The sequence below is a fragment of the Nocardia sputorum genome, from assembly GCF_027924405.1.
In the GTDB taxonomy this organism is placed as follows: domain Bacteria; phylum Actinomycetota; class Actinomycetes; order Mycobacteriales; family Mycobacteriaceae; genus Nocardia; species Nocardia sputorum.
Genome location: NZ_AP026978.1, coordinates 2609296 through 2622935, shown reverse-complemented (window position 1 = coordinate 2622935; position 13640 = coordinate 2609296). Strand labels below are relative to the sequence as shown.

Here is a 13640-nt window from a genome sequence, read left to right as displayed (position 1 = left end):
GTGGTAGCCCGCGTAGAGCCGTTCCAGATGCTCGACGGTCAGCGCCGCGAACGCCCGGACCGGGCGCGCAGCAGCTCGGCTGCCTCTCGCAGGCTCAGGTCCGGATCGATTTCCGCGCCGAGTTCGTCGCTGCCGAACTCGCCGACGATCTCGGCGACGCTCGGGGTCGCCTGGTCGAGCAGGTCGTCGGACAACCGGTAGCTGTCCATCATGGACAGCAGCGCGACCTCGTCGCCGGCCTCCTGCAACTGCACCGCCATCTCCTGGGCGATCAGTCCGCCGAGCGACCAGCCGAGCAGGTGGTAGGGGCCCTCCGGCTGGATCCGCTTGATCGCGGCCACGTAGTGGCGCGCGGCCTCGCCGATCGTCGCGTGACCGTCCTGCCCCGCGACGTGCGGAGCCTGCAAGCCGTAGACCGGCCGGTCCGCCGGGAGGTGCGCGAGCAACCCCGAGTAGCACCAGGCCAATCCGATCGCGGGATGCACGCAGAACAGCGGCGCGCGGCTGACCTCGGTGCTCGGCCGGATCGGCAGCACCGGCGCCAGCATCGCCGCCACCGCGGCGCCCGAAGTGGCGTCCGCACCGTCCAGCCGCGCCGCGATCGCCGCGGGCGTCGCGTCGCCGAACATCAATTGCACCGGCAGGTCCAGGCCCGACTCCCTGACGTGCGCGACGACCTTCGTGGCCAGCAGCGAGTTGCCGCCGAGTTCGAAGAAGCCGTCGTCCACACCCACCGACTCCACACCGAGCACCTCGGCGAAAGCGGCGCACAGCGCTTCCTCGGTCGGGGTGGAGGGGGCGCGATAGCCCTCGCCCGCGGTGAACACCGGCTCCGGCAGTTTCGCGCGATCCAGCTTGCCCACCGGGCTCAGCGGCACCTCGTCGAGCAGCATGATCGACTGCGGCACCATGTAGTTCGGCACCAACCGGGTCAGGTGCGCGGTCAACTCGGCCGCGGTGAGCGTCACTCCGTCGCGCGCTTTCACATACGACACCAGCGCGGTCGCCCCGGCCGGAGTGCGATGCCCGATGGTGGTCGAGAACGCCACCGCGCCGTGGCGGGCGAGCGCGGCGTCGACCTCGCCGAGTTCGATGCGGAAGCCGCGGATCTTGACCTGATGGTCGGTGCGGCCGACATATTCGATCTCCGGCGCGGCATCGGCCGACGTCCCGTTCTCCCGCTGCCCGGCCCACCAGCGCACCAGATCGCCGGTGCGGTACATCCGCTCCCCTGGTTTGCCGAACGGGTTGGCGACGAACCGCTGGGCGGTCAGTCCCGGACGGTTCAAGTAGCCGCGGGCCAGCGCGTCACCGGCCAAGTGCAGTTCGCCGGTCACCCCGAGCGGAGCCGGATGCAGGCGTGCGTCGAGGATCGCCGCGTTGACGCCGCGGATGGGTCCGCCGATGGTGATCGGCTCGCCGGGCGCCATCGGCTGCGAGATGACGGTGACGATGGTGGTCTCGGTCGGGCCGTAGACGTTGTACAGGTTGCGGCCGGGCGCCCACCGGGTCACCAGGTCCGGCGGCAGCGCCTCGCCGCCGACCAGCACGTGCTGCAACTCGTGCAGACCCCGGGGGTCGACCGTGCCGAGGGCGGAGGTGGTGATGAACGCGTGGGTGATCCGCTCCGCGGCGAAGACCTGCCGCAGTTCGTCGCCGCCGACCACACCGCCGGGCGTGATCACCAGGGTCGCCGCGCCGCCGAGGGACAGCAGCAGATCCAGCATCGCCGCGTCGAAGCTCGGCGTGGCGAAGTGCAGCACCCGGCACCCCGGCTGGACATCGAACCGGTGCGCGGTCTCGGCGGCGAAGTTCGACAGTCCGCCGTGCGTGACCATCACGCCCTTCGGCGTGCCGGTCGAGCCGGAGGTGTAGATCACGTACGCCGGGTTGTCGATGCGCAGCGGAGCGAGACGCTCGGTATCGGCGACCGGCGCGTCCGAGGCGTCGAGCACCGCACCGCGGAACACCGGATCGTCGAGCACGATCCATTCGGTGTCCTCGGGCAGTTCCCGGCGGTAATCCGCCAGCGTGATACCCAGCGCCGCACCGGAATCCGACAACATGTGCGCGATGCGCTGCTGCGGGTACAACGGGTCCACCGGCACGAACGCCGCTCCGGCCTTGGCCACCGCGAGCACCGTCGCCACGGACTCGATCGATCGCGGGATGCCCAGTGCCACCAGGGTTTCCGGGCCGACGCCGCGGTCGATCAGCACACGCGCCAAGCGGTTCGTCCAGCGATCCAGCGCGTCGTAGGTCACCTCCGTACCGTCGAAGACCAGGGCGATCGCCGCGCGATCGACGCTCGCTGCCCGCTCGAACACCTCGGGGAAGGTGATCGGGCGGTCCGGTTTGCCCCCGCGCACCGGGGCCAGCCCCGACCACTCCGCCGGGTCGAGCAGCTCCAGATCGCCAACCGCGGTGGTCGGGCTCGCGGCGATGGCGGCGAGCAAGCGCGCCAGGCGCTTGCCGAGCCGCTGCGCGGTCGGCTCGTCGAACAGATCCGTCGCGTAGTTCACCGCCACGGTGATGCCGGCCGGATCCCGCTGCGCGGTCTGCGTTTCGGTCAGGGTGAACTGGAGATCGAACTTGGCGATCCCGGTGTCGATGTCGGCGGCCTCGACGCGCAGCCCCGGCAGTTCCAGCCCGCCGACCGGCTCGTTGCGGACCGAGAGCATCACCTGGAACATCGGATGGTGCGCCTGGGACCTGGCCGGGTTGAGCACCTCCACCAGCCGCTCGAACGGCAGGTCCGCGTGCGCGAAGGCGTCCAGGTCCGTCTCGCGCACCGCGTGCAGCAGGTCGGTGAACCGGGCGCCCGGATCGATCCGCGTGCGCAGCACGAGCGTGTTGACGAACATGCCGATCAGCCGGTCCAGGGCGGGATGGCCACGGCCCGCGATCGGGGTGCCGACGGTGATGTCGTCGGTGGCGGTCATCCGGTGCAGCAGCACCGCGAGCGCGGCGTGCAGGACCATGAACAGGCTGACGTTGTTGCTGCCCGCGATCGCTTGCAGCTCGCGATGCGTGACCGGGTCCACCGTGCACTCCACGGTGCCGCCCCGGTAGGACGGGGTGGGCGGACGCGGCCGGTCGGCAGGGACGGTGAGCAACTCGGGGATGCCGTCCAGAGCCTGCCGCCAGTAGTCCAGTTGCCCGTTCACCGCCGAGTCCGGGTCGTCCTCGCTACCGAGCACCTCCTGCTGCCACAGCGTGTAGTCGGCGTACTGGACCTCCGGCTCCGCCCAGTCCGGCGCGTCGCCGTCGCATGCCGCGCGGTAGGCGACGGCGACGTCGGCGGCCATCGGCTCGAGCGACCAGCCGTCCATCGCGATGTGGTGCGCGACCACGACGAGAACGTGCTCGGCGGGCTCGTCGGCGCGGGTCGGCACCGCGATCAGCGCCGCACGGATCGGCACGGCGGTGGCCAGATCGAATCCCGGTGCGGCGAAACGCCGAACGGTGGCCTCGATCTCGTCCGGGTGCGCTGTCATCCGGGTCAGCGGGATCGCGGCCTCGGCCGGGTCGAGCACGACCTGCGCGGGCGAGCCGTCGGTCTCGGGGAACACCGTGCGCAGGGTTTCGTGCCTGGCCTGCACCTCGTGCAGCGCGGAAACCAACGCGCCGACGTTCAGGTCACCGGTCATGCGCAGCACGAGCGGGACGTTGTAGGCGCCCGCCGAGTGTCCGCCGCTCGGCCCGCCGCCGGCGTTGAAGCGGTTGAGGAACCACAGCCGCCGCTGGGCGGCCGACAACGGGATGCGTTCGGGACGCTCCCGGCGCACCAGGGCCGGGCGGTCCGCGTCGGACCCGGCGCCCGCGTCCAGCAGCTCGGCCAGTCCGGCGACCGTCGGCGTGGCGAACACGGTGCGCACGGCGAGCCGCACGTTCGTCGCGGCGGCCAGCCGCGCGACGAGCTGGGTCGCCAGCAGCGAATTCCCGCCGATATCGAAGAAGCTGTCGTCGGCGCGCACGCCGTCGGCCCCGATCAGTTCACCCATCACCGCGGCGACCAAGCGCTCGGCGTCGGTTCCCGGCTCGCGTCCGGTCGAATCCCCGGTGAACCGCGGTTCGGGCAGCGCGTCGACGTCCAGCTTGCCGACCGGAGTCAGCGGGATGGTGTCCAGCACGGTGATGCCGGAGGGCACCATGTGCGTGGGCAACCGGCGCCCGACGAAAGCGCGCAGCGTTTCGATGTCCACTCCGGCCGCGCGGTCGGCGGGCTGGACGAAGGCGACGATGCGGTCCGCCCCCGCGATGCGGCGCACCTCGGTGTGCGCGAATCGCACCGACGGGTGTTCGCCGAGGGCGGCGGTGATCTCGCCGAGCTCGACGCGGAAACCGCGCAGCTTCACCTGGTGATCGCTGCGGCCGAGGTAGACCAACTCCCCCGAAGCGTTCCAGCGCACCACGTCACCGGTCCGGTACATCCTCGCGCCCGCCGGGCCGTACGGGTCGGCCACGAAACGTGTTGCGGTGAGCCCGAACCGGTTGAAATATCCGCGCGCGACGCCGGGCCCCGCGAGGTACAACTCGCCGGGGACGCCGACCGGAACGGGACGCAACCGCTCGTCGAGCACCAATCCCTGGGCGCCCCGCACGAGGCTGCCGATGGTGATCGGATCGCCGACGCCCAGCGGGCCGGAGATCGTGATCACCACCGTGGTCTCGGTGGGCCCGTACACATCGCACATCACCCGTCCCGGCGCCCAGCGTGCGACCAGGTCCGGCGCCACGGCCTCACCGCCGACCATGAGGGCGCGCATGTGCGGCAGCGGCCAGCGTTCGTGGTCGATCGTGGCCAGCGCGGCCGGCGTCATGAAGCCGTGCGAGACCCGCTCGCGTTCCATCAAGGCGGCCAGTTCGTCGCCGCCGTAGATGTCGGTCGGGCAGATCACCATGGCCGCGCCCGCTCCCAGCGCGATCAACAGATCCAGGATCGCCGCGTCGAAGCTCGGCGTCGCGAAGTGCAGGGTACGGGAATGCTCCTGGACACCGATGCGGTCGCGGAGTTCGTCGGCGAGGTTGGACAGGCCGCTGTGGGTCACCGCGACGCCCTTGGGCGTGCCGGTCGATCCCGAGGTGTAGACCAGATAGGCCAGATTCGCCACCTGGACGGTGCGCGAGCGCTCGTGGTCGTGGATCGGCGCGTCGTCGTGGCCGTCGAGTTCGGCGGCGAACTCGCGACCATCCAGCAGCAGCCACTCGGTGGCGCGGCCTTCCGGGGCGCCCGCGCGCAGCTTCTCCACGTGCGCGCTGACCGTCAGACCGGTGGTGCAGCCGGAGTCGGCGAGCATGTGCCGGATGCGGTCGGCGGGGTACTTCGGGTCGACGGGTACGAACGCCGCTCCGGCCTTGGCGGCCGCCAGCATCGCCACCACCGAGTCGATCGAGCGGGTGAGCCCGAGCGCCACCCGGGTTCCCGGACCGAGTCCACGCGCGATCAGCGCGCGCGCCAAGCGATTGGAGCGCCGGTCCAGCTCGGCGTAGGTCAGTGACGTCGTGCCCGCGCACAGCGCCGTGTTCTGCGGATACCGCTGTGCGGTGGCGGTGAAGTACGCGGCCAGCGTGCACGGCGGTGCCGCCTGCCCGCCCCGCGCCGGGGCGAGTGTGCGGCGCTCGTGATCGGTGCGCGCGTCGACGTTCCGGATCAGCACGTGCGGGTCGCCGGTGACGGCGGTGAGCACGCGCAAGAATCGGTCCGCCAGCGTCTCGATCGTCATCGCGTCGAAAAGCTCTGCGGCGTAGACGAATTCGAACACGCCCTCCGCCGCGTCCGCGACGGATCCGGGCGCGCCCGTGTCGTTCGCGACGCGCAACTCCAGGTCGAACTTCGCCAGCGCGATGTCCAGTTCCTCCGCGCGCAGGGCGAGGCCGGGCAACTCCAGTGCGGGCACCGGGGTGTCCTGGACGCTCAGCGCCACCTGGAACAGCGGGTGCCTGCCCGAAGTGCGCGCGTCGGCGCCGAGTTCGTCCACGATGCGCTCGAACGGGATGTCGGCGTGCGCCATCGCGGACAACTCGGTGTCCCGGTCGGCGCGCAACAGGTCGGTGAAGTCGCGGTCCGGGTCCACGTCGGAGCGCAGCACGAGCGTGTTCACGAACATGCCCACCAGTCCGTCGAGCTTGGTGTCGGTACGTCCCGCCACCGGCGTGCCGATCACGATGTCGCGCCCACCCGTGACGCAGCGCAACAGCACCGCGAACGCCGAACGCAGCACCATGAACTTGCTGACGCCCTGCTCGCGGGCCAGCGCGGAGAGCCCGCGCTGCACTCGCTCCGGCACCGTGAAGCGCACCGTCCCCGCCTCCTGCGTGGGCTCCGCGGGACGCGGCCGGTCATAGGGCAGCGGAAGCTGATCGGGGATGTCGGCCAGCGCGGTGCGCCAGTACTCCAGCTGGGTCGCCGCCGCGCTGCCCGGATCGTCCTCCTCGCCGAGGCAGGCCCGCTGCCAGAGCCCGAAGTCGGCGTACTGCACCGGCAGCGGCGTCCACGCCGGCGCGACGCCCTCGTGCCGTGCCGCGTAGGCCGCGGCCAAATCCCTGGTCAGTGGACCGAGCGACCAGCCGTCGGCGGCGATGTGGTGCACCACCACGCCGAGCAGGTAGCGCTCGGGCGCGGTGCGCAGCAGCGACAGACGCAGGGGCACCTGGGTGGTGAGATCGAAACCGCTGTGCGCCAGAGCTTCCAGCGCGGCCTTCGCGCCGGAGTCGTCGATGTCGGTGACCACCACTTCCGGCACCGCACGCTCGACCGGCAGCACCACCTGCTGTGCGCCTTCGGCGTCCTCCGGGAAGACGGTGCGCAGGACCTCGTGCCGCCGCACCACGTCGCCGAGCGCTTCGCGCAGCGCGGGGACGTCCAGATCACCGGCGACGTGGATCACGAAAGCGATGTTGTAGGCGCTCGATTCGGGCGCGAATCGGTTGAGGAACCACAAACGCTGCTGCGGCAGCGACAATGGAATACGCCCTGGACGCGGCGTCTGCACTGCCAGCGCCGGACGCTGCGTCCGGGGCGCTCGGTCCAGTTGCCCGGCGACTCCGGCGACGGTGGGCGCCTCGAAGATCGATCGCACCGGCAGCTCCACACCGAACTCAGCGTGCAGCGCGGCGGCGAGCCGGGTGGCCAGCAGCGAGTTGCCGCCGAGATCGAAGAAGCTGTCCTCGGCGCCGACGACGGGACGTCCGAGCACTCCGCCGAAGATGCCCGCCACACCGAGCTCCAGCGCGGTGCGCGGCGGGCGAGAAGTACCCGCGGCCCCGAACTCCGGCTCCGGCAGCGCCTTCCGGTCCAGCTTGCCCGCGGGCGTGACCGGAATCTCGTCGAGCACCGCCACCGACGCCGGGACCATGTAGCCGGGCAGTCGCCCACGGGCGGTCTCCAGCACGGCCCGCGCCTCGATCGGCCGGTCGGCCGTGACGTACGACGCCAGTCGTACCTGACCGTGCTCGTCGGTGTGCACGACGGTGTGCGCGAACCGGACGCCGGGATGCAGCCGCAGCACGTTGTCGATCTCGCGCAGTTCGATGCGGAAACCGCGGATCTTGATCTGGTCGTCCGCGCGGCCGAGGAACCGCAGCTGTCCGGACCGCTCCACGACGACCAGATCGCCGGTGCGGTACATCCGCTCCCCGCGCCTGCCGTGCGGGTTGGCCACGAACCGCTGCGCGGTCAGGCCGAAACGTCCGTGGTAGCCGCGAGCGACGCCCGGACCCGACACGTACAGCTCGCCCGGCGTACCAGGCGGAACCGGATGTAAACGATTGTCCAGCACGAACAGTCGCATGCCACGCACGGGAGAACCGAGCGGCACCGGACGGCCCGGCTCCATCGGCCCGCTCGCGGTCGCCGCGACGGTGGCCTCGGAGGGGCCGTACATGTTGTGCATGCGATGCCCGGTCGTCCAGGTCTCGACGAGTTCCTCCGAGCAGGCGTCACCGCCGACGATCACCGTCGTCAGCTCGTCGAGGTCCTCGTTCGGCACGGTGGCCAGCGCGGCGGGCGTGACGAAGGCGTGGGTGACCCGCTCCGCGCGCAGCAGTGCGGCCAGTTCGGCGCCGCCGTACATGCCCGCCGGGGCGATGACCATCGTGGCGCCCGCGGCGAAGCCGAGCAGCATCTCCAGCACCGACGCGTCGAAGCTGGGCGAGGAGAAGTGCAGCGTCCGCGCCGCGTCCGAGATGCCGAACAGGTAGTTCTGCTCGCCGGCCAGGGACGCGATACCCGCGTGGGTCACGACGACCGCCTTCGGCGTGCCGGTGGACCCGGAGGTGTAGATGAGGTAGGCCGGATGACTCACCCGCATCGGATGGTGCCGGTCGTCGTCGGTGATCGGATCCGCCGAGTGATCGGCGAGTTCGGCGCTCAGTTCGGCGGAACCGAGCACCAGCCAGTCGACCTCGGCCCTGCGGTGCCTGCCCCGCGCCGCGGGCCAGGCGGGCATGGCCGCCGACGATTCCGGATCGGTCAGGCCGAGCATCGCCCCGGAGTCACCGATCATGTGGGCGATGCGCTCACCTGGGTAGTTGGGGTCGATCGGCACATAGGCCGCGCCGGTTTTGGCGACGGCCCACACCGCGGTGATCGCGTCGAGACCGCGTGGCAGCGCGATCGCGACGACCGTCTCGGGCCCGGCGCCGTGCTCGATCAGCGCGCGCGCCAGCCTGTTCGAGCGCTCGTCGAGTTCGCGGTACGTGGTGTCCGTGCCCAAGTAGCGGACCGCCACCGCGTCCGGCAGCCGGCGCGCGGTGGCGGTCAGCAGGGTGGCCAAGGTGATCGAGGGCTCGGCGGGCGCGCCCCCGATGGGCACCAGGTTCTCGGTTTCCCTGCGGTCCAGGATCGGCAGGTCGCCCACCGGCAGTTCGGGGGCGGCCACGCCGCCTGCCAGCACCGCGATGAACCTGCGGGCGAACGACTGCACGGTGTCCCGATCGAAAACGTCTGTGGTGTAGCCGAATTCGGCGGAGAGCGGTCCGTCGCCCGAGTCGTCGTGGACGACCAGCTGCAGATCGAACTTCGCGACGTCCGAGGCGATGGGCAGCACCTCCGCGCGGACACCGGGCAGATCGATCCGCAGGTCGGGAGCGTGGTCGTAGGACAGCATCACCTGGAACAACGGGTGCCGCGCGGGGGATCGCTCCGGGTTGACCACCTCGACCAGCCGCTCGAACGGAACGTCGGCGTTGGCGAAGGCGTTGAGATCGGTCTCGCGCACCACGTCCAGCATCCGGTCGAACCCGGCCGCCGGGTCGACCGCGGTGCGCAGGACGAGGGTGTTGACGAACATGCCGACCAGATCGTCGAGCGCCGGATCGGAACGGCCCGCGATCGGGGTGCCGATCGCGATGTCACCGCTCGCGCACAGCCGCGACAGCAGCGTCGCCAGCGCCGCGTGCAGCACCATGAACATGCTCACGCCGCGGCTGGCCGCGAGTTCGATGGCAGCACGGCGGATCTCGGCCGGGATGGCGAATTCGACCCGGCCGCCGACGGTCGATCTGCGCAGTGGGCGCGGACGGTCCAGCGGCAGATCGAGCTGTTCGGGCAGTCCGGCCAGGGCCTTGTGCCAGTGGGTGAGCTGACGGCTGAGCGCGCTGGCCGGATCGGACTCGTCGCCGAGCAGTTCGCGCTGCCAGAGCGCGAAGTCGGCATACTGCACCGGCAGCTGCGTCCACTGCGGCGCGACACCGTTCGCGCGCGCGGCCACCGCCGTCATGAGGTCCTTGGCCAGCGGTGCGATGGACCAGCCGTCACCGCAGATGTGGTGCAACACGATGAGGAAGACGTGCCGCTGCGGGCCGGTGCGGTAGAGCGCCACCCGGATCGGGGCCTGGCTGCGCAGATCGAAGCCGTAGCCGGCGTATTCGGTCGCCAGCTCGGCCACGTCGGCGTCGGTGACATCGATCGGGTCGAGCGTCAGCGGGATCGCCGCGGCCGGGTGGATCAGCTGGTAGGGCCCCTCCGGCGCCTCGGGGAAGGTGGTGCGCAGGCTCTCGTGCCGTTCGATGACGTCCACCAGCCCCGCGCGCAACGCGGCCACGTCCAGCGGTCCTTCCACCGCCACCGCCAGCGGCATGTTGTACGCGGCGGCATGCTCGGAGAACCGGTTCAGGATCCACAACCGCTGCTGCGCCTGCGACAACGGAATCCGCTCCGGGCGCTCGGCCGGCGCCAGGCGCGGCGAGGACGCGTCGGTGGTCTGCATGGCGAAACGCCGGGTGAGCGCCTCGATCGTCGAGGCCTCGAACAGATCCCGGATGGTCAGCGCGGTACCGAGCGCGGCGTTGATCCGGGACACCGCCCGTGCGGCGATGAGCGAGTTGCCGCCCAGGTCGAAGAAGCTGTCCTCGATGCCGACCTCGGTGTCGAGCACCTCGGCGAAAATGCCTGCGAGCACCCGCTCCACCTCGGTGCGCGGTTCGGCGATCGGCCCGATCGAACGCGTGCCCGGCGCGGGCGCGGGCAGCGCCTTGCGGTCGATCTTGCCGTTGGCGCTCAGCGGCAGCTCGTCGAGTTCCATCAACGTGGAGGGCACCATGTATCCGGGCAGCGTGTGCCGCAGCGCGGTCAGCAGCGCGGCCGTGTCCAGACGGGCCTCGTCGTCCTCCTGCTTCGCCGCGACCACGTAGGCGACCAGTTCGTCACCGGTGCGGCCGGTGTGCGCCACGCACACCGCGCGAGCCACCCTCGGGTCGTCGAGCAGAGCGGCCTCGACTTCGCCCAGTTCGATGCGCAGACCTCGAATCTTGACCTGGAAGTCGCTGCGGCCCAGATACTCCAGTACACCCGGCTCGGCGCCGGAACGGCCGATCTGCCAGCGCGCCAGGTCGCCGGTGCGGTACATCCGCGCACCCGGGGTGAAGGGATCGGCGACGAACCGGTCGGCAGTCAGCCGCGGCTGTCTTAGATAGCCGCGGGCCAGCTGGACCCCGGCCAGGTACAGTTCCCCGACCACGCCGGGCGGGACGGGCTGCAGCCGATCGTCCAGCACGTAGGTCTGGGTGTTCCACACCGGCGAGCCGATGGGCACGGCGCTCGCGTCGGGCGGGCAGGCCCAGTAGGTGACGTCGACGGCGGCCTCGGTCGGGCCGTACAAGTTGTGCAGTTCGGCGGCGGGCAATGCCGCGTAGAACTCCCGCACGGCGGCCGCGGGCAGCGCCTCACCGCTGCAGAACACCCGATGCAGGCAGGCGCAGCCGTCCAGATCGGCCTCGGTGACGAACACCGATAGCATGGACGGCACGAAATGCGCTGTAGTGATGCCCTTTTCGGCGATGATCCGGGCCAGGTACGCCGGGTCGCGGTGTCCGTCGGGGGCGGCGATCACCAAGCGCGCGCCGATCTGCAAGGGCCAGAAGAACTCCCACACCGAGACGTCGAAAGTGGCCGGGGTCTTCTGCAGCACTGCGTCGTCGCCGCCGAGCGGATACTCGTGCTGCATCCAGCGCAGGCGGTTGACGATGGCCGCGTGCGTCACGCCGACGCCCTTGGGCTTCCCGGTGGATCCCGAGGTGAAGATGACGTAAGCGAGGTGGTCGGGGCGCAGCGCGCACCGGCGGTCGGCGTCGGTGACCGGCGCGTCGTCGAACCCGGAGACCCGCGCGGTGTCGATGTCCAGCCGGGCGACCGCCGCGGGCAGCTCCACGTCGTCGCGGCTCGCCGTGAGCACGCACAGCGGTTCGGCCTGACGCACGATCTGCCCGATCCGTTCGGCCGGATGCTCGGTGTCCAGCGGCAGGTACGCGGCTCCCGCTTTGACGATCGCGTACATGCCGACCACGAGGTCGAGACTGCGGCGCAGGCACAGTCCGATCGTCGTGTCGGGTCCGGCGCCGCGCGCGATGAGCAGCCGGGCCAGCCGGTTGGCGCGGGCGTCGAGTTCGGCGTAGGTCAGCGCCTCGTCACCGAACTCGAGTGCGATCGCCTCCGGGCCGGCCGCCACACGCTCGGCGAACAGGCTCGCGAGCGTGCCTTCCTGCCGGGGCGCCTCGGTGGCGTTCCACCCGCGCAGCACCTGTTCCCGTTCGGCGTGGGTGATCGCACCGAGCGACTCGGCAGGCACGCCCGCATCCGCGGCCAGGAACCGGCCGAGGAAGTCGAGATAGCGCGCGTGGTGCACGTTCACCTCGGCCTCACCGTAGAGGCGGGGGTTGGCTTCGAAGTCGACGTGCAGGCGGCCGCCCGCGCCGTTGTAGACGTTGACCGAGAGATCTTCCACCGGGCCGGTGGCCAGCACGTGCATGGAGCCGACCAGGCTGCCGAAACGCAGCTCGTTGTGGAACAACATCAGGTTGACCATCGGGCCGAAGAATCCGCGAGCGTCGCGCGAGTAGCCGCTGTCGCGCCGGATGTCGTCGTGCCGGTAGCGCTGGTGCCGCAGCGCGCCGGTGATCTGGAGTTCGGCCGCCTTCACCAGGTCGCCGATCGTGGTCGCCTCGTCGAATCGCAGCCGAATCGGCACGACGTTGGAGATCACGCCCGCCGAGCGGCGCAGCGACACCGTGGTGCGCGCCGAGACCGGCAGGCTCAGCACCACGTCCGCGTTGCCCGTCACCGATCGCACGTAGGTGGCCAGCGCGGCGACGAACACCGCAGAGTCGGTGGTGTTCCACGCGCTGGTCGCCGCGCCGATCGCGGCATGGCGCTCGTCGTCCAGCACCGCGGTGGCGAGCCTGCGGCCCGCGTCGTGGTTGGCGGCGCCGAGCCGGGTGCCGCCGAGACTCACCGGCTCGCCGACACCGGACAGCTGCTCGAGCCAGTACTCGCGATCGTTCTGGAAACGGCCGGATTCGTGGTAGCGCGCCTCGTCGGCGTAGATCTCGGCCAGGGCGGTGGCCCGCGAGGCGACCGGCTCGGTCTGGTTCTCCAGCGCGGTGTAGATCTCCGCGGTGCGGGTGAGCGCGTTCATCGCGCCGTAGCCGTCGATGACGATGTGGTGGGCGAACGAATACCAGATGTAGTCGGAGTCGCCGATCCGCAGCACCGCGTTGGAGGTCAGCGGATCGCGTTCCAGATCGATCGGCGAACTCGTGTGCTCGTGCATCCAGCGCAGCGCCGCGGCGTACGGGTCGGCCTCGCCGCGCAGGTCGATACGGACCCATCCCGGACGGTGCACCGGATCCACGATCTGATACGGAGTGCCATCCACCTCTATCAAGCGAACTTGGCCCACCTGGGTCTCGGCCCCGAACCGCTCGATCGCGTACAGCAGCCGTCCCTCGTCCAGGTCCCCGTGTATCTCGACGTACTGGGAGATCGTCAACGGTACGTCGGGCCGGATGCGCTGCGCGTACCAGAGAGCGGTCTGTGCGGGTGACAGCGCAAACGGTTGAGCCGAGAATTCGCCGGATGAACATTGGTCGACGCGATCCGTGGCCAATGAACTCATCAATCACTCCGTTCTGCCGCTGTTGACGCAACTCCCCGAGCACCGTCCCAGCAAGCGCACGCGCCTACCGGAGGACGTGATCCACGCCCTATGATTCGGAGCATCGCTTCAGCCGGATTGCCGACGTATTGGATTTGTTTCACATCCAACGTCCTTGGCAGAAGGCCACTTTGGTTGGTTACATTTCCGCAAACATTGCGACTCAACTAGGTCGAGCTGAACCAAAACGGGTCCTGACCAGACTGT

Annotated in this window: 1 protein-coding gene; it reads right to left on the bottom strand. The window is 70.6% G+C overall.

The genetic code is table 11. From position 1 onward, the window contains the following. Positions 1-38: 38 nt before the first annotated feature. Positions 39-13394 (bottom strand): amino acid adenylation domain-containing protein, encoded by a 13356-nt coding sequence (locus QMG86_RS12060; RefSeq protein WP_281879544.1) that lies wholly within the window; start codon positions 13392-13394, stop codon positions 39-41. Positions 13395-13640 lie beyond the last annotated feature (246 nt).

Excerpts from the sequence above, each read along its gene's own strand:
- QMG86_RS12060 (WP_281879544.1), bottom strand. The coding sequence starts at position 13,394 with ATGAGTTCATTGGCCACGGATCGCGTCGACCAATGTTCATCCGGCGAA.